This window comes from Pseudoxanthomonas suwonensis (assembly GCF_000972865.1).
GTDB classification, from domain to species: domain Bacteria; phylum Pseudomonadota; class Gammaproteobacteria; order Xanthomonadales; family Xanthomonadaceae; genus Pseudoxanthomonas; species Pseudoxanthomonas suwonensis_B.
This window is the reverse complement of record NZ_CP011144.1, coordinates 601,768-623,405: the sequence shown is the minus strand read 5'-3', so window position 1 is coordinate 623,405 and position 21,638 is coordinate 601,768. Positions and strand designations below refer to the sequence as shown.

At 72.3% G+C, this 21,638-nt stretch carries 23 protein-coding genes and 1 pseudogene; 11 read left to right on the top strand and 13 right to left on the bottom strand.

What is annotated here, in order from left to right; translation table 11 throughout:
* Nucleotides 1-95: 95 nt before the first annotated feature.
* The 5 genes from WQ53_RS02735 to WQ53_RS02715 all read left to right on the top strand — a co-directional run bounded on the left by WQ53_RS02735 (nucleotide 96) and on the right by WQ53_RS02715 (nucleotide 4,518).
* Complete coding sequence (locus WQ53_RS02735) at nucleotides 96-1,292, top strand: sensor histidine kinase (RefSeq protein ID WP_052630182.1); 1,197 nt, start codon at nucleotides 96-98, stop codon at nucleotides 1,290-1,292.
* A complete protein-coding gene (locus WQ53_RS02730; protein ID WP_052630180.1) occupies nucleotides 1,289-1,930 on the top strand; it encodes a response regulator in 642 nt (213 codons plus the stop codon). Before WQ53_RS02735 ends, WQ53_RS02730 begins: the two co-directional genes overlap by 4 nt.
* A gap of 262 nt (nucleotides 1,931-2,192) precedes the next feature.
* A complete protein-coding gene (locus tag WQ53_RS02725; protein ID WP_052630178.1) occupies nucleotides 2,193-3,356 on the top strand; it encodes an SRPBCC family protein in 1,164 nt (387 codons plus the stop codon).
* Between the two features lie 119 nt (nucleotides 3,357-3,475).
* On the top strand, nucleotides 3,476-3,844 hold the full coding sequence (locus WQ53_RS02720; protein WP_052630176.1) for a DUF423 domain-containing protein: 369 nt from the start codon (nucleotides 3,476-3,478) through the stop codon (nucleotides 3,842-3,844).
* Nucleotides 3,844-4,518 carry a DNA-3-methyladenine glycosylase family protein gene (locus tag WQ53_RS02715; RefSeq protein ID WP_052630174.1) on the top strand — a complete coding sequence of 225 codons (675 nt, stop codon included), beginning with the start codon at nucleotides 3,844-3,846 and terminating at the stop codon, nucleotides 4,516-4,518. The genes WQ53_RS02720 and WQ53_RS02715 overlap by 1 nt, the downstream gene beginning before the upstream one ends.
* Nucleotides 4,519-5,281: 763 nt before the next feature.
* On the opposite strand, the gene WQ53_RS02710 is transcribed toward WQ53_RS02715, so the two are convergent.
* The 8 genes and pseudogenes from WQ53_RS02710 to WQ53_RS02680 form a co-directional block, all read right to left on the bottom strand.
* Nucleotides 5,282-6,097, bottom strand: coding sequence for a M15 family metallopeptidase (locus WQ53_RS02710; protein ID WP_052630172.1), 816 nt, complete (start codon nucleotides 6,095-6,097; stop codon nucleotides 5,282-5,284).
* Between the two features lie 17 nt (nucleotides 6,098-6,114).
* Nucleotides 6,115-6,687 (bottom strand): hypothetical protein, encoded by a 573-nt coding sequence (locus WQ53_RS02705; RefSeq protein WP_052630170.1) that lies wholly within the window; start codon nucleotides 6,685-6,687, stop codon nucleotides 6,115-6,117.
* Nucleotides 6,684-7,499 (bottom strand): CPBP family glutamic-type intramembrane protease, encoded by an 816-nt coding sequence (locus WQ53_RS02700; protein WP_052630168.1) that lies wholly within the window; start codon nucleotides 7,497-7,499, stop codon nucleotides 6,684-6,686. Before WQ53_RS02700 ends, WQ53_RS02705 begins: the two co-directional genes overlap by 4 nt.
* A gap of 14 nt (nucleotides 7,500-7,513) precedes the next feature.
* Entirely contained in the window at nucleotides 7,514-7,636 is a 123-nt protein-coding gene (locus WQ53_RS17315) for a hypothetical protein (protein WP_269078957.1), read from the bottom strand.
* Between the two features lie 9 nt (nucleotides 7,637-7,645).
* Nucleotides 7,646-7,825, bottom strand: a complete 180-nt coding sequence (locus tag WQ53_RS02695; protein ID WP_052630165.1) for a DUF4177 domain-containing protein — start codon at nucleotides 7,823-7,825, stop codon at nucleotides 7,646-7,648.
* Nucleotides 7,822-8,001: a hypothetical protein gene (locus tag WQ53_RS02690; RefSeq protein WP_052630163.1), complete on the bottom strand. Its 180-nt coding sequence runs from the start codon at nucleotides 7,999-8,001 to the stop codon at nucleotides 7,822-7,824. The genes WQ53_RS02695 and WQ53_RS02690 overlap by 4 nt, the downstream gene beginning before the upstream one ends.
* Nucleotides 7,998-8,282 (bottom strand): hypothetical protein, encoded by a 285-nt coding sequence (locus WQ53_RS02685; protein WP_052630161.1) that lies wholly within the window; start codon nucleotides 8,280-8,282, stop codon nucleotides 7,998-8,000. The genes WQ53_RS02690 and WQ53_RS02685 overlap by 4 nt, the downstream gene beginning before the upstream one ends.
* Nucleotides 8,282-9,028 (bottom strand): annotated as a pseudogene (locus WQ53_RS02680) (SPFH domain-containing protein); the annotation flags it as partial. The gene WQ53_RS02685 and the pseudogene WQ53_RS02680, both read right to left, overlap by 1 nt.
* Nucleotides 9,029-9,294: 266 nt before the next feature.
* Between WQ53_RS02680 and purT the strand changes: the two are divergent.
* Nucleotides 9,295-10,485, top strand: coding sequence for a formate-dependent phosphoribosylglycinamide formyltransferase (purT, locus tag WQ53_RS02675; protein WP_052630158.1), 1,191 nt, complete (start codon nucleotides 9,295-9,297; stop codon nucleotides 10,483-10,485).
* A gap of 136 nt (nucleotides 10,486-10,621) precedes the next feature.
* Here the strand turns inward: purT and WQ53_RS02670 are convergent, their stop codons facing one another.
* Both WQ53_RS02670 and WQ53_RS02665 read right to left on the bottom strand, forming a co-directional pair.
* On the bottom strand, nucleotides 10,622-11,842 hold the full coding sequence (locus WQ53_RS02670; protein WP_082112814.1) for an endonuclease/exonuclease/phosphatase family protein: 1,221 nt from the start codon (nucleotides 11,840-11,842) through the stop codon (nucleotides 10,622-10,624).
* A gap of 61 nt (nucleotides 11,843-11,903) precedes the next feature.
* Nucleotides 11,904-12,671, bottom strand: coding sequence for an arginyltransferase (locus WQ53_RS02665; RefSeq protein WP_236685893.1), 768 nt, complete (start codon nucleotides 12,669-12,671; stop codon nucleotides 11,904-11,906).
* 157 nt (nucleotides 12,672-12,828) lie between these two features.
* On the opposite strand from WQ53_RS02665, the gene WQ53_RS02660 reads away from it, so the two are divergent.
* Nucleotides 12,829-13,425 carry an EF-hand domain-containing protein gene (locus tag WQ53_RS02660; RefSeq protein ID WP_052633881.1) on the top strand — a complete coding sequence of 199 codons (597 nt, stop codon included), beginning with the start codon at nucleotides 12,829-12,831 and terminating at the stop codon, nucleotides 13,423-13,425.
* Nucleotides 13,426-13,714: 289 nt separating this feature from the next.
* On the opposite strand, the gene WQ53_RS02655 is transcribed toward WQ53_RS02660, so the two are convergent.
* The 3 genes from WQ53_RS02655 to WQ53_RS02645 form a co-directional block, all read right to left on the bottom strand.
* Nucleotides 13,715-14,242 (bottom strand): hypothetical protein, encoded by a 528-nt coding sequence (locus WQ53_RS02655; protein ID WP_052630156.1) that lies wholly within the window; start codon nucleotides 14,240-14,242, stop codon nucleotides 13,715-13,717.
* Nucleotides 14,243-14,244: 2 nt separating this feature from the next.
* Nucleotides 14,245-15,168: an acyl-CoA thioesterase II gene (gene tesB / locus WQ53_RS02650; RefSeq protein WP_052630154.1), complete on the bottom strand. Its 924-nt coding sequence runs from the start codon at nucleotides 15,166-15,168 to the stop codon at nucleotides 14,245-14,247.
* Between the two features lie 554 nt (nucleotides 15,169-15,722).
* Nucleotides 15,723-16,292, bottom strand: coding sequence for an N-acetylmuramoyl-L-alanine amidase (locus tag WQ53_RS02645; RefSeq protein ID WP_052630152.1), 570 nt, complete (start codon nucleotides 16,290-16,292; stop codon nucleotides 15,723-15,725).
* A gap of 24 nt (nucleotides 16,293-16,316) precedes the next feature.
* Here WQ53_RS02645 and WQ53_RS02640 point away from each other — a divergent pair, with 24 nt between their 5' ends.
* From WQ53_RS02640 to rlmKL, 4 genes are all read left to right on the top strand, one after another.
* A complete protein-coding gene (locus WQ53_RS02640) occupies nucleotides 16,317-16,808 on the top strand; it encodes an MOSC domain-containing protein (RefSeq protein WP_052630150.1) in 492 nt (163 codons plus the stop codon).
* Nucleotides 16,805-17,335, top strand: a complete 531-nt coding sequence (locus tag WQ53_RS02635) for an alpha/beta hydrolase (protein WP_052630148.1) — start codon at nucleotides 16,805-16,807, stop codon at nucleotides 17,333-17,335. The genes WQ53_RS02640 and WQ53_RS02635 overlap by 4 nt, the downstream gene beginning before the upstream one ends.
* 181 nt (nucleotides 17,336-17,516) lie before the next feature.
* Nucleotides 17,517-19,130: an ATP-binding cassette domain-containing protein gene (locus tag WQ53_RS02630; RefSeq protein WP_052630145.1), complete on the top strand. Its 1,614-nt coding sequence runs from the start codon at nucleotides 17,517-17,519 to the stop codon at nucleotides 19,128-19,130.
* Between the two features lie 121 nt (nucleotides 19,131-19,251).
* A complete protein-coding gene (gene rlmKL / locus WQ53_RS02625) occupies nucleotides 19,252-21,618 on the top strand; it encodes a bifunctional 23S rRNA (guanine(2069)-N(7))-methyltransferase RlmK/23S rRNA (guanine(2445)-N(2))-methyltransferase RlmL (RefSeq protein WP_052630142.1) in 2,367 nt (788 codons plus the stop codon).
* Nucleotides 21,619-21,638 lie beyond the last annotated feature (20 nt).

The window sequence follows — 21,638 nt, the reverse complement described above, 5'->3', positions numbered from 1 at the left end:
GCCGGGCGGGATTATCGCACGGGGGTCGGGCCCGGGCGAGCCGGGCATGACTTCCGTCCGCCGACGTATGCCGGCCCGCACCGTAAGATGCCGTTATGTTCGGACGCCTCAGCCATACCCGCCTGCTGCGCTACGCCGGCCTGTTCACCTGGGCCATGGTCGGCGTGCCGCTGGTCTATTCGCAGTACGTGCCGGCCGACGGCGGCGAGGAACTGGCCAGCCTCGGCGCGCGCGCGGTCTGGCTGTTCGCCTGCTACCTGGGCTTCGGCGCCTGCTACTGGTGGCTGACCCGGGGCCTGGGCCATGCCGCCGGCAACTGGCTGGACCGGGTGCTGCTGCTGGTGCTGACGGTGTTCGCGCTGGCGGTGAGCTACTTCAACGGCTCGGGCCTGGGCAGCATCCTGCTGATGGTCGCGGCCGGCGTGATCCCCTGGCTGCTGCCGGCCGGCTCGGGCATGGTCCTGCTGCTGATGAGCCAGCTGGCGGTGCTGCCGATCTACTACAACGTGTTCCGGATGCCGCTGTTCGAGGCATTGATGCAGTCGCTGCTGTATGCCGGCTTCTCGATGTTCATCTACGTGACCAGCCTGGTCGCCCGGCAGCAGGCCCAGGCCCGCGACGAGCAGCGCCGGCTCAACGCCGAATTGCGCGCGACCCGCGCGCTGCTGGCCGAGAGCGCCCGGGTCAACGAGCGCACCCGCATCTCGCGCGAGCTGCATGACCTGCTCGGCCACCACCTGACCGCGCTGAGCCTGAACCTGGAAGTGGCCAGCCACATGACCCAGGGCCGCGCCCAGGAACACGTGCGCCAGGCCAACACCCTGGCCCGGCTGCTGCTGACCGACGTGCGCGAGGCGGTCAGCCAGCTGCGCGACGCCAGCGGCGGGATCGACCTGGCCGCGGCGCTGCGGCCGCTGGCCGACCACGTGCCGTCCCTGGACATCGCGCTGGAGGTCGAATCGCCGCTGGCCATCGACGACCCCGAGCGCGCCCACGTGATGCTGCGCTGCACCCAGGAAATCATCACCAACGCGGTCCGCCATGCCGGCGCGCGGCGCCTGCGGATCCGGGTCTGGCGCGAATCCGGCGGGCTGGTGCTGGAAGCCGAGGACGACGGCCAGGGCGCCGACGGCCTGGTCCCCGGCAACGGCCTGCGCGGCATGCGCGAACGGCTCCAGCAGTGCGGCGGTACCCTCGACATCCAGACCCGGCGCGGCGCCGGGTTCCGGCTGCGCCTGTCCATCCCCGTCTCCACCCCGGCGATGCCGGCCATCGAAGGAGCGCTTCCATGATCCGAGTCTGCCTGGTCGACGACCAGACCCTGGTCCGCCAGGGCATCCGTTCCCTGCTGGCGCTGGATGGCGGCATCGAAGTGATCGCCGAGGCCGGCGACGGTCGCCAGGCGGTCGAGCTGATCCCGCAGGTCAAGCCGGACGTGGTGCTGATGGACATGCGCATGCCGGCCATGTCCGGGCTGGAGGCGCTGCAGGTGCTCTCGCGCCTGGACCAGCTGCCGCCGACCATCATCCTGACCACCTTCGACGACGACCAGCTGGTGCTGGCCGGGCTCAAGGCCGGTGCCAAGGGCTACCTGCTCAAGGACGTGTCGCTGGAGCAGCTGGTCGGCGCGATCCGCACCGTGGCCGAGGGCGGATCGCTGGTGCAGCCGGCGGTGACCCAGCGCCTGCTGTCGGGGCTGGAGCACATGCGCAACGACTTCGTCAGCCTGGACCGCCCCGATCCGCTGACCGACCGCGAGACCGAGATCCTGCGGCTGATGGCGTCGGGCTTTTCCAACAAGGAGATCGCCAACTCGCTGGGCGTGGCCGAGGGCACGATCAAGAACCACGTGTCCAACATACTGAGCAAGCTCGGCGTGCGCGACCGCACCCGGGCCGTGCTCAAGGCCTTCGAGTTGCAGCTGGTCTGAGCGTGCTCCGTCCGCCCGGCCGGAGCCGCCCGCGGCGGCATGGGCGCCGGGAGCGCCGGGGCGTTCAGCCGCCGTCGGGCCGCGGCCGGAACTCCGGCCATCGACCCCCTGTCCACTGGGGACATCCGGCCCGGCCGGGTGTAAGAATTCCGTTCACCCCAGGCCCCGGTCGCCCGGCCGGCTGCGCTCGGGTGGCGAAGCCTGCTAGGATTCGCGGCTCGCCTTGTCAATTCGCCGTGGATTCGGCCCCGGAGACTCCTGCATGACCCGCATTATCGAGTTCCTGATCGCCTTGGGCATCGTGGCTGTTCTGGCCCTGGTGATCGGCCTTGTCCTGCCTTCGCATCGCCACATTTCCGAGAGCGTGGAAACCAACCGCCGGATGACCATCGTCTACGACACGGTCAACAACCTGCGCCGCTTCAAGGACTGGAATCCGCTGGTGCTGCGGGATCCGCAAATCAAGCTCAACGTCACCGGCCCCGAGTCGGGCGTCGGCGCGCGCCTGGACTACGAGTCGCAGGAAGGCCGCATCGGCAAGGGCAGCTGGGAGATCGTCGACAGCGTCCCGAACCAGAAGGTCGTGATCAAGGTCGAGGACCCGCAGCGCGGCAACGACAAGACCATGCAGTTCCTGCTCGAGCCGACCGGCAAGAACAACCGCAACGTCAAGATCACCCAGACCTACGACGTCGACTACGGCTGGAACCTGTTCGGCCGCTACGCCGGCCTGTACGTCAACCGCCACGTCGGCGACGACATCAAGATGGGCCTGGGCCGCATGGCCAACATGCTCGCCTCGGTGCCGAACTTCGACTACCGCGCCCAGGACGTGCCGCTGACCGGCCTCAAGCTCGTCGACGTGCCGGCCATGGACCTGCTGGTGGTCAATGCCGGCAACATCGACCGCAACAACGAGGCGATCAAGCAGTCGATCAAGAACAACCAGGAGTGGATCAAGCGCACCCTGGAGGCCAACCCCGAGCTGGAGGCTGCCGGTCCGGTGCGCATCATCACCACCGACTTCGGCTCCGAGAAGTACGCGTTCGACGTGGCCGTGCCGGTCCGCCGCAAGAGCACCGCCCGTGCGCCGGCCCCGGCCGCCGCCGAGGGCGACGCGGCGGAAGGCGAGCAGGCGCCGGTCGAGCAGCCCGCCGTGCTGCTGGCCGCCGAGGGCGAGCCGCTGAAGGTCATCATCCCCAGCGGTGCGCCGGTGCAGTACGTGCGCACCGAGCCCGGCCGTGCCGCCTTCGCCGCCTTCACCGGCTACATGGCCGCGCTGGACGCGGCACGCAATTCGCTGCGTGCCTGGGCGACGACCCACGGCTACGAGGTGACCGAGCGCCCGTACGAAGTCTGGAAGGGCGGCGTGGACAAGTCGTTCACCGCCGAGGGCACCTACGACATCTACTGGGCGATCAAGTAACCGGCCGCCGGCAGCGCCGGCACGGATACGAAGTCCCCGATGGAAAGCGCCGCGCAAGCGGCGCTTTTCGTTTAGGCTCGCGCCAGCGTCCGGGCAGGCACGGCGACGGAGGAGCGGCAATGGCGTTCGGAACCCACGGGCGGGCGGGAACCTGGCTGGCGGCCGCCGGCGCGGTGCTGGCGGCGCTGGCGATCGGGCTGTCGGCGTATGCGGCCCACGGCATCGCCGACGCCCATGCGCGCGGCAACCTGCAGACCGCCAGCCTCTACGCCTTCGGCCACGGCGCGGTGCTGGCGGTGCTGGCGCCGGCGGTGGCCCGGCGTCTGCAGTGGTTCGCGTTGGCCGGGCTGCTGTTGGGCACGCTGCTGTTCGCCGGCAGTCTGGCCGGCGGCGCGCTGTTCGGCTGGCCGACGCGGCTGGCGCCGTTCGGCGGCACCCTGCTGATGGCCAGCTGGCTGCTGCTGGCGGTCGACGCGGTGAGGCGCTGATGCCGCGCCACGCCCGCGGGTTCGACGTGGAGGCGGCCTATGCGCACCTGGCGCGCCGCGACCGCAAGCTCGGCGCCTGGATGAAGCGGCTCGGCCCGCTGCCGGCCGAGCCGCGCTGGCGCAAGCCGTTCGACCCGGTCGACGCGCTGGCCCGGGCAATCCTGTTCCAGCAGCTGTCGGGCAAGGCGGCCGCGACCATCGTCGGGCGGGTGGAGGCGGCGATCGGCAGCACCCGCCTGCACCACGACACCCTGGGCCGGATCGACGACGCGGCGCTGCGCGCCTGCGGCGTGTCCGGCAACAAGACCCTGGCCCTGCGCGACCTGGCCGCGCGCGAGGCGCGTGGCGAGATCCCCGACCTGCGGCGGATGTCGACCCTGCACCAGGACGAGATCGTGGCCGCGCTGGTGCCGGTGCGCGGCATCGGCCGCTGGACGGTGGAGATGATGCTGATGTTCCGCCTCGGCCGTCCCGACGTGCTGCCGGTGGACGACCTGGGCATCCGCAAGGGCGCGCAGAAGGTCGACCGCCTGGAGGCGATGCCCACGCCGAAGGAACTGCTGGAGCGCGGCGAAAATTGGGGCCCGTACCGCACCTACGCCAGCCTGTACCTGTGGCGCATCGCCGACCTGGCCAGCGAGGCCAGGGCGCCGACGCCGCGTTCGCAGGAGTGACGGCGCATCCCCGACTGCGCCACGGCGTTCCGCTCTTCCCTGTAGGAGCCGACTTCAGTCGGCGACACGGGTGTCGGAACCCCGGGGGAGTCGCCTGTGCCCATGGCCTTGCCGGCGTGCCTGCTTCCCGCGAAAGGCAAGAGCGCCGTTGCCCCCCCATGCGTCGGAACGACGCGGCGCTGCCTGGGCCCCCGGCGTCGTGTCGCCGGCTGAACCCGGCTCCTACAACAGCCGTGGTGCGCCCGCTCTTCTGTAGGAGCCGACTTCAGTCGGCGACACGGGCGTCGGAACCGCGAGGGAGTCGCCCGTGCCCATGGCCTCGCCGGCGTGCCTGCTTCCCGCGAAAGGCAGGAGCGCCGTTGCCCCCCCTGCGTCGGAACGATGCGGCGCTGCCTGGGCCGCCGGCGTCGTGTCGCCGGCTGAACCCGGCTCCTACAACAGCCGTGGTGCGCCCGCTCTTCTGTAGGAGCTGACTTCAGTCGGCGACACGGGCGTCGGAACCGCGAGGGAGTCGCCTGTGCCCATGGCCTCGCCGGCGTGCCTGCTTCCCGCGAAAGGCAAGAGCGCCGTTGCCCCCCCTGCGTCGGAACGATGCGGCGCTGCCTGGGTCGCCGGCGTCGTGTCGCCGGCTGAACCCGGCTCCTACAACAGCCGTGGTGCGCCCGCTCTTCTGTAGGAGCTGACTTCAGTCGGCGACACGGGCGTCGGAACCACGAGGGCGTCGCCTGCGCCAATGGCGTCGCGTAGTGGGCAAGCCCGGCTCCTACAAAGACGGGTGGTGGCGCCAGTGCCAGGGTTCGTACACGATCCCGTGCGGGTTGCCGCGCGGGTAGCTCATCGCGAAGCCGTGGTCGCCGGCGTGCGCGGCCAGCCAGGCGAAGGCCGGCGTGGCCTCGAACGATTCCTCGGCCGGCGGCTCGCCGGGCGTGCCGATGTCCAGCGCGTCGCCGCCGTGGTGTTCGCTGTAGCCGGGCGCGGCGTTGACCGCCAGGATCTGCGCCAGGTCCTGCCCGCGCGCCCGTTTCCGCTCGAAGATGCCGAGCTGGTAGTCGTGGCTGCGGTAGCCGGAGATGGCTTCGAGCACGACGCCGTCGGCCGCCGCCGCCCGCCGCATCGCCTGCCATGCGCGCGCCGCGCCGGGCAGCAGCCACAGCGGCCGCCGGTAGCGGTCGAAGCCGGCCAGCAGCAGCCAGTCCGGTTCGGGCACCAGGCCCAGGCCGGCGCGCTGCGCGTAGCCGTCGTCGATGCCGAGCGCCTGCAGCCGTTCCTGCAGGCGGTGCAAGGGCAGGGGATACGGCGGCTGGACCGCTGCGCGGCCGCGTGCGTCGCCGGTGTCGAGCAGGTCGAGCGCCTCGTCGATGCCGGCTTCGCGGGCCAGCCGCGGCACCAATGGCAGCAGTCCTTCGGGCAGTGCCGCGGCCAGGTAACGGCCGTCGCGCTTGCGCCGCAGCACGGTGTGGGCGCGCGATAGCGCGCGTGCGTCGGTGTTGCCGCGCGCGCGCAGCAGCGCGGCCGGCCACAACTCGATGTCGGCGGTGTTGAACAGGCGGGCGTGCAGTGGAGCCGGGGGCGTGCGCATCGCGGCAGCTTAGCCGCTCAGCCGCGGCCTGCGGGCGTGGCCAGTTCGCGCAGGCGGGCCAGCAGCGCGCCCGGGTCCTTCGGCTCCAGCAGCAGGTCGTGCTTGCCGTGGGCGGGCAGCCACAGCTTGCGGCGGCCGTCGGCGGTGGCGACGAAGGCGCGCCGGCGGTTGCGCAGCAGGAACCAGCCGCTGTGGAAGCCGGGCAGGGCGAAGCCGTTGGTCTTGAGCATCGGTCGCAGTTCGATGTGCTCGTCCAGGTCGACCACACGGGCCTGGTCCAGCTTCAGCTCCGACAGCAAGGTGCGGCTGCGGTAGAAGCTGGAGCGCACCTCCAGCGCCTCGGCCGACAGCGACAGCGCCTGCCGGCGCATGAACCTCGAAAGCACCTGCCACAGCACGCCGCACAGCAGGATCACCCCGCCCAGGGCCAGGTAATCCGCCAGGCCGGCGCCGCCGCTCCTCGATGCCGACACCGCCACGGCGACCACGGTGATCGCCACGGGAAGCACGAAGGTCAGCGCGAACAGCCAGAAGCCGCTGCGCGCGCCCGGTTGGGCCAGTTGCAGGCGGGGATCGGTGTGGTCGGTCATGGTGCGGATCCCGGAGCGAGCAGGGGAGCGGCGACGTGCAGCACGAGGTCGGCGCTGAAGTGCGCCAGCATCGCCATCTCGATGCCGCGCTTCCAGTACAGCCAGCCGAACGCCACTCCGGCGATGCCGTTGAGCAGCAACGTGCGCAGCACCACCACCGGCTCCAGTCCCCAGATCTGCGCCGCGGCCGGCAGGTGCCCGGCACCGAACAGCAGCGCCGCGGCGACGATCGCGGCCCAGTAGGCCCAGGCCGGCGGCGTGCGGCCGCACAGCCGTGCCACGATCCACAACAGCAGCGTCATCAGGAACAGCCGCAGGATCAGTTCCTCGACGATGCCTCCGTAGAACGAGGCCAGGAAGCCGTTGAGCGCGGTCGCGCCGGCGCTGGCCGTCGCCGGCGGCTGCAGCATCGGCGGCATCGCCCGGTCGATCAGCGGGGCGAGGGCGAGGATGGCCAGGGCGGCGGCGATGCCCAGCAGCGCCGCGCGCGCCGGCTGCAGGCGCGCCCAGTCCGGGCGTTGCCGCCGCACCAGCCAGGCGTGCATCACCGGGCTGCCGAGGCCGACCCGGTGCCCCATGCGCAGGCCGAGCCAGGCCAGTACGCCGGCGACGGCCATGGCCTGCGCGCCCTGCGCGGCGGCGATCACGCCCAGCGGCAGCGGCACCTTGGCGAAGACCTCGGGCATGAGCTGGGCGACGTACGGAATGAGTGCCGCCGCCGACAGGCCGGCGAGCACGGCCCAGGTCGCGGCGATCTTCAGGTCTTCCAGCGCGGAGGCGGGCGCGACGGAGGCAGGGTGCGTGGTGGCCATGGGGCGGGCCGGGTTCAGCGCGCGAGCAGCGCCGCGCCGGCGGCCAGCGCCAGCGACGCCAGCAGGACCAGGAACAGCGCCACGTAGGGCGCGCGCCGGCCGCGGCGGCGTTCGATCAGATGCACGACGTGCAACATGGCGTCTCCTCAGCCTTCGCGCTTGAACACCGCCAGCAGCGCCATCATCGTGCCGGGCGACACGACCCCCACCAGTTCCCAGCCCTGCCGCCCCTGCTGGGCAAGCGCTTCCTGTACCGCCTCGGGCTTGAAGCCGCCCAGCATCGTCGGCTTGATCTCGACCACCTGGTATTGCCAGCGCGTGCTCATGATTCCTTCTCCCGGTTGTCGCCCGGCTTCGGCAGCCGGCCCGCCTTGCGCAGCGCGTCGCGCAGCACGTATTCGATCTGCGCGTTGAGGCTGCGCAGCTCGTCGTCGGCCCAGCGCTGCGCCGCCGCCAGCACGTCGGCGTTGATCCGCAGCGGATAGGCCTTCTTCTCGCTCATCGTCCCGCGTCCCGGTCGCCGCGGCGCAGGTGCAGGACCAGCGACACCGCCAGCGCGTTGACCGCCACCAGCATCGCCACCACCACCGCGGTGGTCCGCGTCCGCTCGCCGCCGGCCCAGTACAGGGCGCCGGCGCCGAGGAATATCGCCAGCGCGATCAGCGCCCAGCGCAGGGCGATGCCGCGGGCGTGGGGACCGGCGGCATCGCTCGTGTACCAGGCGGCGATGCCCAGCGCCGGCAACCCGGACACGGCGACCAGCAGCGGCGCCAGCGCCTCCATCAGTAGATCGACCCGGCGTTGAGGACCGGCTGCATGCCGCGCTCGCCGCACAGCACGACCAGCAGGTTGCCGACCATCTGCGCCTTGCGCTCCTCGTCCAGCTGCACGACGCCGTTCTTCTGCAGTTCGGCCAGGGCCATCTCGACCATGCCCACCGCGCCGGCGACGATCCGGGTCCGCGCGGCGATCACCGCGTTGGCCTGCTGCCGCTGCAGCATCACCTGGGCGATCTCCGGCGCGTAGGCCAGGTGGCTGATCCGCGCCTCGATCACTTCAACGCCGGCGGTGCCCAGGCGCTCGGCGATCTGCGCCTGCAGATGCTCGGAGATCTCCTGCGGGTGGCTGCGCAGCGCGGTCTGGCCCTCGTCGTGCTGGTCGTAGGGGTAGCTGGAGGCCATCGCCCGCAGCGCCGCCTCGGACTGGATGTGGACGAAGCTCTCGTAATCGTCGACGTTGAACACCGCCTCGGAGGCGTCGACGACCTGCCACACGATCACCGCGGCGATCTCGATCGGGCTGCCGTCCAGCTCGTTGACCTTGAGCTTGCCGCTCTCGAAGTTGCGCACGCGCTGGCTGACCTTGCGCTTGGAGTAGAAGGGGTTGTTCCAGCGCAGGCCGGCCTCCTTGACCGTGCCCACGTACTTGCCGAACAGGCTCAGCACCGCGGCCTGGTTGGGCTGGATCGAGTACAGGCCGACGAGCGTCAGCACGACGACCAGGGTCAGCACGGCCGCGGCGGCGACGTAAAGGCCGCCGCCCGGCGGGCCGGCGATACCGACGCCGCGCATGAACAGCCAGACCGCGGCGATTCCCGCGAGGATGGCCGCGATGAGGACGGGGATGCCGGGCAGGGAACGGATCGGAAGCTCTTTCATGGCGAGGTCTCCTGGGTCGCGAATGAAAGATATCAAAATGATATCAATTGTCAACGGCCCCGGCTGCGGCGCCGTCATCGGGCCGGAAAGTGGGGGCCGTTAAACTGTGCGGCCTTCCACCAGCCTCTTTGCCGACCATGGTCCGTATCGGAACCCCGCTGTCCCCCCACGCCACCCGCGTCCTGCTGCTGGGCTCGGGCGAACTGGGCAAGGAGGTCGCCATCGAACTGCAGCGGCTGGGCGTGGAAGTGGTCGCCGCCGACCGCTACGCCGACGCCCCGGCGATGCAGGTCGCCCACCGCAGCCACGTGCTGGACATGCTCGACACCTTCGCCCTGCGCGAGCTGGTCGCGCTGGAGCAGCCCGACCTGATCGTCCCGGAAATCGAGGCGATCCACACCGAGACCCTGATCCAGCTGGAGCAGGAGCACGGGCAGAAGGTGATCCCGACCGCGCGCGCCGCGCGCCTGACCATGGACCGCGAGGGCATCCGCCGCCTGGCCGCCGAGACCCTGGGCCTGCCGACCTCGCCGTACCACTTCGTCGACACCCTCGAGGAATACCGCGCCGCGATCGCCGCGGTCGGCCTGCCGTGCGTGGTCAAGCCGGTGATGTCGTCCTCGGGCAAGGGCCAGAGCACGGTGCGCGCGCCCGAGGAGATCGACGCGGCCTGGGAGTACGCGCAGACCGGCGGCCGCGCCGGCGCCGGCCGCTGCATCGTCGAGGGCTTCGTCGACTTCGACTACGAGATCACCCTGCTGACCGTGCGCCACGCCGGCGGCACTTCGTTCTGCGAGCCGATTGGCCACCTGCAGCGCGACGGCGACTACCGCGAGAGCTGGCAGCCGCAGCCGATGTCGCCGCTGGCGCTGGAGCGGTCGCAGGCGATCGCCCGCGCGATCACCGACGACCTCGGCGGCTGGGGGCTGTTCGGGGTGGAGCTGTTCGTGAAGGGCGACCAGGTGTGGTTCTCGGAGGTGTCGCCGCGGCCGCACGATACCGGCCTGGTGACGCTGATCTCGCAGGAACTGAGCGAGTTCGCGTTGCATGCGCGCGCGATCCTCGGCCTGCCGATCCCTGCGATCCGCCAGAACGGCCCGTCGGCCTCGTGCGCGCTGCTGGCGCAGGGCCATGGCGTGCCGGTGTTCTCGAACGTGGATGCGGCGCTGCAGGCGCCGGACACCGCGCTGCGCCTGTTCGGCAAGCCCAAGGTGGAAGGCCACCGCCGGGTCGGCGTGACCCTGGCGCGCGCCGACGGCATCGACGCGGCCCGCGCCATCGCCCGCGAGGCGGCCGCGGCGATCGGAATCGACGTACGGATCGACTGACCCGCCGGCTGCTTTCCCTGTAGGAGCCGACTTCAGTCGGCGACACGGGCGTCGGGAATACGAGGGCGTCGCCTGTGCCGACGACGTCGGGTCGCCGGATGAATCCGGCTCCTACAAGAAGCGAGGAGCGGCGCCGCTACGGCGCCAGGTCGACCCAGACCAGGTGGTGGTCGCTGCCGTCGGCGATGGCGGCGGCCGGGTCGGCGGACGGCGGCCAGAACACGCCGCTGCCGCGTAGCCCGAAGCCGGTCGACGGCAGCACGTAGTCCAGCCGCATCGCCCCGGTGCGCGGACCGAAATCGCCGGTGACGTGCCCGGGCGCACCGCGCCGCACCAGGCCCTGGGCCGCATACGCGCGCGCGGTTTCCGCACCGCCCTCCGACGCCGGCGTGGCCATGCGCAGCACGCGCGGGTGCTCCAGCAGTTCGAGGATCGCCTCGTGGCGCCCGTCGCCGTCGACCGGGTCGTTGTTGAGGTCGCCGGCGATCACGAAGCGCGCATCGGCATCCAGGCCGCCGCAACGCCCGTCGTCGTCGCACAGCCAGTCGCCGGCTGCGGACGAGATGTACTCCTGCCACAACCGGATCTCGTCGGCGTTGCGCGCGCCGTTGCGGTCCTCCGGGCCGTCGAACACCGGCGGGGTCGGGTGCGAGACCAGGAAGTGCACGGTGCCGCCGGGCGTGCGCACCGGCACGTCCCAGTGCGACTTGGACGACAGCCGCAGCTGCTGCCACACCGCGTCGTCGTGCCACGGCTTGCCGGTGGCCGGATCGAGCGGCCGCCGCGCATCCGGCATCGCCGACCAGCGCAGCAGGCGGAAGCTGCGCACCTGCTCTTCGTCGATCGGATGCTTCGACAGCACCAGCATCCCGTACTGGCCCGGGTGCAGGCCGTAGCCCCAGGCGTCGTTGCCGCGGTCGCGGCCTACGCCGCCCACCGTGCCGTTGCGGTCCAGGTCCAGGCCGCTGGGCACGCCGGTGTTGACCTCGGCGAAGTAGCGGTACGGGTAGTGCAGTGCCTCGCCGCCGCCGGGCTGCGGCCGTTCGAGGTAGTCACGCTGGAACAGGTCGGCCGCCATGCCGGCCGCGTCGTAGTCGAATTCGTTGAGCAGCACCAGGTCCGGGCGCACCTGCTGCAGCACCGCGGCGACCTTGCGCGCGCCGTCGTCGCCGGCCTGCAGCCGCCGCACCAGGCCGCCGGCCTGCTCGTCGTAGAGCGAGACGTTGTAGGTGGCCACGCGCAGGGTGGTCGCAGGCGGGGTATCCGCTGCCGCGTCGTCCGCGGCCGGGGAACTGGCGCAGGCGCAGAGCATGGTCAGGAGCAGGGCCGAAGGCAGGAGGCGGGTGAACGTAGGCATGCGCCGATTCTGGCATGCGCCGATGACGCCGCTGCGTCCTTCCTTCGTCGCTGCCGCATGCTCAGGCGGCGAAGCGCCGCCAGCGCCGGCCGTCGAACGCTTCCAGCGGCCGGAAGCGGCGCTTGTAGTCCATCTTGGCGTGGCCGTCGATCCAGTAGCCCAGGTACAGGTGGTCCAGGTGTTCGCGGCGGGCCCATTCGAGCTGCTGCAGGATCGCCAGCGTGCCCAGCCCGCGCTGCGGCAGCTCCGGCTCGTAGAAGGTGTAGACCGCCGACAGGCCGTTGCCGACCCGGTCGGTGACGGCGACCGCCAGCAGCCTGCCCGGGCCATGCGCGGCTGGTTCGCGCATCTCCACGAAGCGCGTGTCCGACCAGCTGCCGACCAGGAACTGGTCGAACTCGGCCACGCCGTGGCCGTCCATCCCGCCGTCGCGGTGGCGCGCGCCGAGGTAGCGCCGGTACAGCTCGAAATGCTCGGCGGTGCGCCGTGCCGGGGCGATCCGGGTCTCGATGTCGGCATTGCCCGCCAGGCAGCGGCGCTGGCTGCGGTCGGGCGCGAACGCGGCCACCGGGATGCGCACCGCCACGCAGGCGCGGCACTGCGCGCAGTGCGGGCGGTAGACCAGGTCGCCGGAGCGGCGGAAACCCCAGTCCAGCGCCTGCGGATAGACCTCGGGCAGGCGCGGGTCGCGCGGATCCAGCACCAGGTCGCGCGCGCTGCGCTCGGGCCAGTAGCCGCAGGCGTGGCCGCCGGTCTGGAACAGGCGCAGGTCGTCGGTCGGGGAGGAGTCGTTGCCCATGGTGGTGCCGTCGACGGATGGCCGCAGCATACCGCTGCCCGCTCCCATGGGGTGCGACGTGAGGACGGAGATGCGAGTGCCGCGACCCGGCCGCCAGCTGAACGGTGCCGCGGCCCGGTCAACCGCCGGCGGCGCCCGGCGTTTTTCCCTGCGTGGCCAATCGAGTCCACGACTTCTGGAGATGCCCGTGAAAAAGACCCCATTCCTGATCGCCGCCGCGTTGCTGGCCGTCACCGCCGGGGCCGCCCTGGCGCAGTCGGACGCCCCGGCCACGGCTGCCGCGCCTGCGGCTGGCCCGAGCGCCGCGCGCGCGCCGCTGGATGCCAACCGGGACGGCGTGATCGACCGCAGCGAAGCGGCCGCGCATCCGCGCCTGGCCGCGCAGTTCGACACCCTCGACAAGAACCAGGACGGCAAGCTCGACCGCAGCGAGATGCCGCGCCGCGCGCACGGCGGCAAGGGCAAGCATCGCGGCGGCCATCCGTTCGCCGCGCTCGACAAGGACAACGACGGCCGCATCAGCCAGGCCGAAGCCGCCGCCGATCCGAAGTTCGCCGAGCGCTTCGCGAAGCTCGATGTGAACCAGGACGGCTACGTCGACCGCGCCGACCGCGAGCAGGCGGCGAAGCAGCGCCGGGACGCGTGGTTCAAGGCGGCCGACAGCAACAACGACGGCAACCTGAGCAAGGCCGAGTACGACGCCGCGCATGCCAAGCGCGCGGCCGAGGGCCGCAAGCACGGGGGCTGGGGCCGTGGCCCGGCGGCGGACGCCGCGGCGAAGTGACCGGCAACGTGCTGGCGGGAGTCGGGCTTGCCCGGCTCCCGCGCAGTGAAGCGAAGTGCTGAAAGCAGATGGGAAACGCCACGCCCTGCGAACGACCCGATGTTTGTAGGAGCGGGCATGACCGCGACACGGGCGTCGGAACCACGAGGGCGTCGCCTGTGCCACCGTCGTCGCGTCGCGGTCATGCCCGCTCCTACATGGAAAAGCGCGGCGCCGCGGTGGTTGCAGAAGCCGGGTTTGGCTGCGGCACCCCTGCGAAGTTGGGGAGTGGATGTCCCAGCGGCCCCAGCTACGGCGCCTGGTCGGCCGGCGGCGGCGGCGGCGGGGAGATGCGCACGCGGATCTCTTCTTCGTCGTCGCCGACTTTCTCCTGCGTCGGCGCCTGCTCGGTCGCAGGCGTGACCGGCACCGCGGCCGGCTTCGGCTGCCGGCCCATCCAGATGAACACCACCACCGCCGCGATCACCAGCAGCAGGCCGATGCGCACGCGCCAGGCCCAGCGGCTGCCGCCGCCTTCCTCGAAACGCGAGGGGGGGAGCTCGGTGACCGTCTGCGACGCGCCCGAGTACGAGCGCGTGGTCGCCAGCAGGCCGGCCTCGCGCAGCAGTTCGCGCGCGCGCGGCTGGTCTTCGGGGTGGCGCACCCAGACCCCCGGCTGCTGGTTGGCCGGGGTCGGTTCGGAGTAGCTGAACTGCCCACGGCGCTTGCTGCGATAGGAGCGCGGCTGGCTGATGTGCACCGGGATGCCGGCGTCCTCGAGCAGCTTGGCGACGCCTTCGACGGTTTCCAGACGCTGGCTGGTGAATACCTGGCGCATGGTCAGTCCTGCGCCGGGACCAGCCGCGCGCTGCCCGGATCGGGCACTACCCGGATCAGGCCTTCCTGCGCGGTACTGGCCACCAGCCGGCCGGCGCGGTCGAACACCTGGCCGCGGGCCAGGCCGCGCGAGCCCTGGCTACTGGGGCTGTCGAGCGAGTACAGCAGCCACTCGTCGGCGCGGAACGGGCGGTGGAACCACAGTGCGTGGTCGAGCGAGGCCATCTGCACGTTCGGCTGGTAGTAGCTGATCCCGTGCGGGAAGGTCGCCGTGCCCAGCAGGTGGAAGTCGGAGGCGTAGGCGAGCAGGGCCTGGTGCAGTTCGGCCGGGATCTCGCCGACGGGTTCGCGCAGGCGGAACCAGACCTGCTGGTAGGGCGGGCGCTTGGGCGGGTTGAGCTCGTCGCGCGGATACACGTGGCGGAATTCGAACGGGCCGCCGCGCGAGAGCCAGCGCTGGACCTTCGTCGGCAGCGTCGCCATCACCTCCGGCGGCACCGGCGCGGCCGGGGCGATGTCCTCCGGCTGCGGCACCTCGGGCATGGTCAGCTGGTGCTCGGCGCCGGGCTCGTGGTCCTGGAACGAGGCGGCGCAGAAGAAGATCACCTTGCCGTGCTGGATCGCGGTGACCCGGCGCACCGAGAAACTGCCACCGTCGCGGGTGCGGTCGACGTCGTAGACGATCGGGTGGTCGATGTCGCCGGCGCGCAGGAAGTAGGCGTGCAGCGAGTGGGCGTGGCGGCCGTTGTCGATGGTGGCCTGGGCGGCGGCCAGCGCCTGCCCCAGCACCTGCCCGCCGAACACGTACTTGGTGCCGATGTCACGGCTCTGGCCGCGGAACAGGTTGTCCTCCAGCCGCTCCAGGGCGAGCAGGTCGATCAGTTCGGAAGCCACGGGGCCGAGGGCGGGGGACAAGGGCGGAACCATGCGGTGCGGGAAAGGCGGCGATTATACCGGCGCGGGGGTGAGGAACTGTCCGGCGTGCACCGATGGGACCGCCTGCGCCCTGTGTGGCCGGCGGCTTCCTGTAGGAGCCGACTTCAGTCGGCGACACGGGCGTCGGAACTGCGAGGGAGTCGCCTGTGCCAGGTCGTCGTGTCGCCGGCTGAACCCGGCTCCTGCAACGGCAGGGGCGCGGCCGCCATCTTGTAGGAGCCGACTTCAGTCGGCGACACGGGCGTCGGAACTACGAGGGAGTCGCCTGTGCCAGCTCGTCGTGTCGCCGGCTGAACCCGGCTCCTACAACGGCAGGGCGCGGCCGCCATCTTGTAGGAGCTGACTTCAGTCGGCGACACGGGCGTCGGAACTACGAGGGAGTCGCCCGTGCCAGGTCGTCGTGTCGCCGGCTGAACCCGGCTCCTACAACGGCAGGGGCGCGGCCGCCATCTTGTAGGAGCTGACTTCAGTCGGCGACACGGGCGTCGGAAACACGAGGGCGTCGCCTGTGCCCCGGTCGTCGTGTCGCCGGCTGAACCCGGCTCCTACAAGGGCAGGCGCTGCAGGGGGACCTGGGCCAGCACGCGCGGCCACGGGAACAGCGGGCCCGGGTCCAGCTTGCGTTGGACCCGCACGGACGGATCGTCGCTGGCCGGCACCTGCTCGCGATCCAGGTCCTCGTGGCCGGCGATGTGGCGCAGCGCGGGCAGCCGGACGGCCAGGTGCCGCAGTAGCGCGACCAGCGCGTCGATCTGCGCGTCGGGATAGGCCTCGTCCATCGCCTGGTGGCGCGAATCCAGCCAGTGCGGGAAGCGCCCGCTGTTCACCAGTTCGATGCCGATGGCGCGCGTGTTGCAGCCGCGCACGTGGTGCGCGGTGCGGTCGTCGGGCACGTAGCGCAGCACCGTGCCGTCGCGGTCGACGTAGTAGTGGCCGCTGTTGCCGGTGCCGCTGGCGTAGAGCACGCGCTCGCCGTAGGCGCGCGCGGTGGCCAGGTCGGGCAGTTCAGTGCAGTGCACGACGACCAGGTCCACCTGTGCCAGCGGCCGTCGTTCGAGCTGGTCCACGTAGGGCAACGGCGCGTCGACGATGGCGGGCGAGGACGGGGTCGGCATGGGTCGGGATGCTAGCATTCGCGCATGCAACCGGACCCGCAAAGCCCGCTCGGAAAACTGATGGCGACCCTGCCGCGCGGCGGCCGGGTCGAGTGGATCGGGCTGCGCCCGGCGCGCGACGTGGCCATGGTCGAGGTCGATCGCGCCGAGGCCGCCACCGGCGCAGGCCTGGCCGGCGACCGCTACCAGGGCGGCAGCGGCAAGCGCGGGGTGACCCTGATCCAGGCCGAGCACCTGCCGGTGATCGCCGCCCTGGCCGGCCACGCGCAGGTCGCGCCGGCCACGCTGCGCCGCAACCTGGTGGTGTCCGGTATCCCGCTGGTCGCGCTGAAGGGCCGCCGTTTCCGCGTCGGTGACATGGTCCTGGAAGGCACCGAATCCTGCGATCCGTGTTCGCGGATGGAGGACGCGCTCGGTCCTGGCGGCTTCAACGCGATGCGCGGCCACGGCGGCCTGTGCGCGCGCATCGTCGAGGGCGGGACGGTGCGCGTCGGCGATGCGGTGGAGGCGCTGTGAGCCGCGGCCACTGCATCCTGTCGCACGGCTTCGAGAGCGGTCCGGACGCGACCAAGGTCACCGCGCTGGCGCAGGCCGCCGAGGCGCTGGGCTGGACCACCGAACGTCCGGACTACACCGACCTGGACGCGCGCCGCGAGATCAGTTCCGTGGGCGATGTGCCGGCGCGCCTGCAGCGTCTGCTGGGCATCGCCGGGGACGCGGCCACGCGCGGCGGCCCGGTGGTGCTGGCCGGCTCCAGCCTGGGCGCCTACATCTCCGCGATCGCGTCGCTGCAGGTGCCGACCCGCGCGCTGTTCCTGATGGTGCCGCCGACCACGATGGGGCCGATGCCGGTACTGGACGCGGCGCCGGTGCCGACGTCGGTCGTGCACGCCTGGCACGACGAACTGATCCCGGCGGCGGAAGTCATCGCCTGGGCGCGCACGCGCTCGGCGCAGCTGCTGCTGCTCGACGACAGCCACCGCCTGACCGGGCACGTGGACGCCACCGCGCGCGCCTTCGCCGGGCTGCTCGAATCGCTCTAGCGCCGCCTGGCGGTCGCACCGGATTCAGCCTGGCGCCTGCGTGGCGGGTTAGCATGGCCGCCCCGATCGTTCCTGCTGGAGGATGCGCACGATGCGCCACTGATGCCGCCGTCGCCGACGGCCCGAGTCTCCGCCGCCCCCGTGGCCGGCTGGAGTTTCCTGGCATCACACCGGAGCGCACATGCCGCATCCTTCCCTGGCGCTGGAAGGCGTCACCCAGGTCCTGGCCGACGGCCGGACCCTGTTTTCCGATCTCCACGAACGCTTCGATGCGCGGCCGACCGCGCTGGTCGGACGCAACGGTGTGGGCAAGAGCGTGCTGGCGCGGATCCTGGCCGGACGGCTCGTGCCCACGGCCGGGCGCTGCGTGCGCAGCGGGCGCGTGCACTTCCTGCCGCAGCAGGTCGTGCCGGCCGCGGGCGACAGCGTCGCCGATCTGGCCGGTCTCGGTGAGGTACTCGCCGCGCTGGCGCGGATCGAGGCCGGCGGCTGCGATCCGGCCGATTTCGAACGGGTCGGCGAGCGCTGGACCCTGCGTGGCGAGCTGCAGGAGGCACTGCACGCACAGGGCCTGCGCGGCATCGATCCGGATACGCCGGCGACGCGGCTCAGCGGCGGCGAAGCGATGCGCGTGGCGCTGGCCGGCGCCTGGCTGTCGCAGGCCGATTTCCTGATCCTCGACGAACCCGGCAACCACCTCGACCGTGGCGCGCGCCAGCGCCTGCTGGCGCAGTTGCGGCAGTGGCGGCGCGGGCTGCTGGTGGTCAGCCACGAGCGCCCGCTGCTGCAGGCGATGGCGCGCATCGTCGAACTGACGCCGGCCGGCCTGCGCAGCCACGGCGGCGGCTACGGGGAATTCCTGGAGCAGCGCGAGCGCGAGGGCGCCGCCGCGCAGCGCGACCTGGCCCATGCCCGCGCCGAGCGGGCGCGCCTGCGCCGCGAACTGGCGCTGCAGCACGAGCGCGAGCAGCGCCGCCAGTCGCGCGACCGCCGCCAGCGCCGCGACGCCAACCAGGCCGCGATCCTGCTCGACCGCCAGCAACAACGCAGCGAGCAGTCGGCCGGCCGCCGCACGCTGCTGCGGCAGCAGGCCGGCGACCAGGCCGAGCGGCAGGTGCGCGAGGCGGCCGCCCGCGTCGTCGACGAGGCGCCGGTGGCGATGTTCGCGCCGCTGCCGGCGACGGCGACGCAACGGCGCGTGGCTGAACTGGAGGACGTCGAGCTGCCGTTCGCGCCGCGGGCTGCGGGCCGGCTGTCGCTGGCCGTGTCCGGCACGCAGCGGATCGGCGTGGTTGGCGACAACGGCAGCGGCAAGTCGACCCTGCTGCGGGTACTGGCCGGGCAGATGCCGCCGGTGCGCGGCCAACGCCGCGTGCGCGTGCCGGTGGCGTTGCTCGACCAGACCCTGTCGATACTGCCGGCGCAGGCCACCGTGCTGGCGTCGTTGCGCCTGGCCGCGCCGGGCATCGACGAGGCCACGCTGCGCATGTGGCTGGCGCAGTTGGGGCTGGACGCATCGCGGATCGCGGTCCCGGCCGCCGCCCTGAGCGGCGGCGAGCGGCTGAAGGCTGCGCTGGCATGCGTGCTCCATGCCGCCGAGCCGCCGCAACTGCTGCTGCTGGACGAGCCGGACAACCATCTCGACCTGGCCTCGAAGGAGGCGCTCGAGCGGATGCTGTGCGCCTATCCCGGCGCGCTGGCGGTGGTATCGCACGACGACGGTTTCCTCGACCGGTTGCGCCTGGATACGCGCCTGCAGGCTGGCGGCGAGGGCTGGTCGCTGGCGCCGTGGTGACCGTACCGGCGGTGCCGGGCTGGCGTTGCCCGTCCCGATGCCCGACCATTCCCGCCCATCCGCATCCGCGAAGGCCACCGGCCGGCCGGGTCGATCCCCCCGCCGCGAGTCCGTTCCCGACATGAAGTTCTTCGTTTCCTGCGCCAAGGGCCTGGAATACCTGCTGGCCGACGAGCTGGTCGCGCTCGGCGCGGAGAAGGCGACCGCCACCATCGCCGGTGCCAACGCCGAGGGCACGCTGGCCGACGCGCAGCGCGCGGTGCTGTGGTCGCGCCTGGCCAGCCGGGTGCTGTGGCCGCTGGCCGCGTTCGACTGCCCCGACGAGCAGGCGCTGTACGCCGGCGCCGCCGCGCTGCCGTGGCACGAGCACCTGCGCGAGGGCGACACCCTGGCGGTGGACGCGCATGTCTCCGGCGAGACGATCACCCATGCGCGCTTCGCCGCGCAGCGGGTCAAGGATGCGGTGGTCGACGTGTTCCGCGCGCAGGGCCTGGAGCGCCCGTCGGTGGACGTGGAGGCGCCGGGACTGCGCCTGAACCTGTCGCTGCGCAAGGGCCGGGCCACGCTGTCGGTCGACCTGGGCGGCGGCCCGCTGCACCGGCGCGGCTGGCGCGCCTCGGCGCACGAGGCGCCGCTGAAGGAGAACCTGGCCGCGGCGGTGTTGCTGCGCGGCGGCTGGCCGGCCTTGTACACCGAGGGCGGCGCGCTGCTGGACCCGATGTGCGGCAGCGGCACGCTGCTGGTCGAAGGCGCGCTGATGGCCGCGGACGTGGCGCCGGGACTGGGCCGGATGGGCGACGTGGTCGCGCTGGACGCCGGTGACAGCACGGCCGGCAGCGCAGGAGCCGCGAACGGTGCCGACGCCACGGCTGCGGGATCCGCGCCGGTGGGCGGGGTTTCCACGGCCGGCAGTCCCTGGCAGGCGGCCATGGCGAAGCTGGCGCCGGATGCGCCGGATGCGCCGGGCGTCGCCGCGGGCGACATGCGCGCGCCGCCGGAGGCGTCCGCTGCATCCGCCGCCGCACCGTTGCCGACCCGCTGGACCGGCTTCGATGCCGCCGGCTGGAGCGCACTGGTGGACGAGGCCCGCGCCCGTGCCCACACCGGCATGGCCGCGCTGCGGCCGGCCTTCCACGGCAGCGACGTCGATCCGCAGGCGATCGCGGCCGCGCGCGCCAACGCGCAGGCCGCCGGCGTGGCCGGCGCGATCGCCTTCGAGGTGCGCGACATCGACGCCTTGCCGGCACTGCCGGAGCCGCGCGGCCTGGTGGTGTGCAATCCGCCGTACGACCGCCGTCTGGCCGCCGACGGCGCGCTGTACCGCCGCCTCGGCGCCGCACTGCAGCGCGCGGTGCCGGGCTGGCGCGCCAGCCTGCTGTGCGGCGACGCCGAGCTGGCCCACGCCACCGGCCTGCGCGCGGCGAAGAAATACCAGCTGTTCAACGGCGCGCTGGAGTGCGCGCTGATCGTCTGCGACCCGGTGCAACTGCCGGCGCGCGAGGACGCCGCCGCGCGCGCGCTGTCCGAAGGCGCACAGATGGTCGCCAACCGCCTGCAGCGCAACCTGCGCAAGCTGAAGAACTGGCGCAGCGGCGAGGGCGTGACCTGCTACCGCGCCTACGACGCCGACATTCCCGAATACGCGTCGGCGATCGACGTCTATGCCGAGGACGGCGGCGCGCAGCGCACCTTCCTGCACGTGCAGGAGTACGCACCGCCGGCCGAAATCCCCGAGGCCGACGTGCGCCGCCGCCGCAACGAACTGCTGGCCGCCGCGCGCGAGACCTTCGCGGTGCCGGCCGAGCGGGTGGCGCTGAAGACCCGCGAGCGCGGCAAGGGTGGCTCGAAGTACGGCAATTTCCGGCAGCAGGGCGAGCGCTTCGCCGTGCGCGAGCATGGCGCGCGGCTGTGGGTGAACCTGTTCGACTACCTCGATACCGGCCTGTTCCTCGACCACCGCCCGCTGCGCCGGCGCATGGCCGCGGAGGCGAAGGGACGCCGCTTCCTCAACCTGTTCTGCTACACCGGCGTGGCCAGCGTGCAGGCGGCGGTGGCCGGCGCCGCGTCCACGACCAGCGTGGACCTGTCGGCGACCTACCTGCAGTGGTGCGCGGACAACCTCGCGCTCAACGGGCTGGGCGGCACCGCGCACCGGCTGGTCCAGGCCGACGCGGTCGCGTGGCTGGAAGCCGAGCGCAGCCGCTACGACGTGATCTTCTGCGACCCGCCGACCTTCTCCAACTCGGCGCGCGCCGACGACTTCGACGTGCAGCGCGAGCACGTGCGCCTGCTGCGCGCGGCGGTGGCGCGGCTGGTGCCGGACGGGGTGCTGTACTTCTCCAACAACTTCCGCCGCTTCCGCCTGGACGCCGATGCGGTGGCGCAGTTCGCCGAGTGCGAGGAGATCAGCGCCGGCACCATTCCGCCCGATTTCGAGCGCAACGCGCGCATCCACCGCGCCTGGCGGCTGCGGCATCCGCTGGGATGAAAGACGGCCGGGCGCTAGGC

Coding starts and splice junctions, on each gene's coding strand:
- WQ53_RS02630 (WP_052630145.1), top strand. CDS start 17,517: ATGCCGCATCCTTCCCTGGCGCTGGAAGGCGTCACCCAGGTCCTGGCC.
- WQ53_RS02670 (WP_082112814.1), bottom strand. CDS start 11,842: ATGCCTACGTTCACCCGCCTCCTGCCTTCGGCCCTGCTCCTGACCATG.
- WQ53_RS02695 (WP_052630165.1), bottom strand. CDS start 7,825: ATGAGCACGCGCTGGCAATACCAGGTGGTCGAGATCAAGCCGACGATG.
- purT (WP_052630158.1), top strand. CDS start 9,295: ATGGTCCGTATCGGAACCCCGCTGTCCCCCCACGCCACCCGCGTCCTG.
- WQ53_RS02700 (WP_052630168.1), bottom strand. CDS start 7,499: ATGGCCACCACGCACCCTGCCTCCGTCGCGCCCGCCTCCGCGCTGGAA.
- WQ53_RS02720 (WP_052630176.1), top strand. CDS start 3,476: ATGGCGTTCGGAACCCACGGGCGGGCGGGAACCTGGCTGGCGGCCGCC.
- WQ53_RS02730 (WP_052630180.1), top strand. CDS start 1,289: ATGATCCGAGTCTGCCTGGTCGACGACCAGACCCTGGTCCGCCAGGGC.
- tesB (WP_052630154.1), bottom strand. CDS start 15,168: ATGGTTCCGCCCTTGTCCCCCGCCCTCGGCCCCGTGGCTTCCGAACTG.
- WQ53_RS02655 (WP_052630156.1), bottom strand. CDS start 14,242: ATGCGCCAGGTATTCACCAGCCAGCGTCTGGAAACCGTCGAAGGCGTC.
- WQ53_RS02665 (WP_236685893.1), bottom strand. CDS start 12,671: ATGCTGCGGCCATCCGTCGACGGCACCACCATGGGCAACGACTCCTCC.
- WQ53_RS02725 (WP_052630178.1), top strand. CDS start 2,193: ATGACCCGCATTATCGAGTTCCTGATCGCCTTGGGCATCGTGGCTGTT.
- WQ53_RS02715 (WP_052630174.1), top strand. CDS start 3,844: ATGCCGCGCCACGCCCGCGGGTTCGACGTGGAGGCGGCCTATGCGCAC.
- WQ53_RS02690 (WP_052630163.1), bottom strand. CDS start 8,001: ATGAGCGAGAAGAAGGCCTATCCGCTGCGGATCAACGCCGACGTGCTG.
- WQ53_RS02735 (WP_052630182.1), top strand. CDS start 96: ATGTTCGGACGCCTCAGCCATACCCGCCTGCTGCGCTACGCCGGCCTG.
- WQ53_RS02705 (WP_052630170.1), bottom strand. CDS start 6,687: ATGACCGACCACACCGATCCCCGCCTGCAACTGGCCCAACCGGGCGCG.
- WQ53_RS02645 (WP_052630152.1), bottom strand. CDS start 16,292: ATGCCGACCCCGTCCTCGCCCGCCATCGTCGACGCGCCGTTGCCCTAC.
- WQ53_RS02685 (WP_052630161.1), bottom strand. CDS start 8,282: ATGGAGGCGCTGGCGCCGCTGCTGGTCGCCGTGTCCGGGTTGCCGGCG.
- WQ53_RS02710 (WP_052630172.1), bottom strand. CDS start 6,097: ATGCGCACGCCCCCGGCTCCACTGCACGCCCGCCTGTTCAACACCGCC.
- WQ53_RS17315 (WP_269078957.1), bottom strand. CDS start 7,636: ATGTTGCACGTCGTGCATCTGATCGAACGCCGCCGCGGCCGGCGCGCG.
- WQ53_RS02640 (WP_052630150.1), top strand. CDS start 16,317: ATGCAACCGGACCCGCAAAGCCCGCTCGGAAAACTGATGGCGACCCTG.
- rlmKL (WP_052630142.1), top strand. CDS start 19,252: ATGAAGTTCTTCGTTTCCTGCGCCAAGGGCCTGGAATACCTGCTGGCC.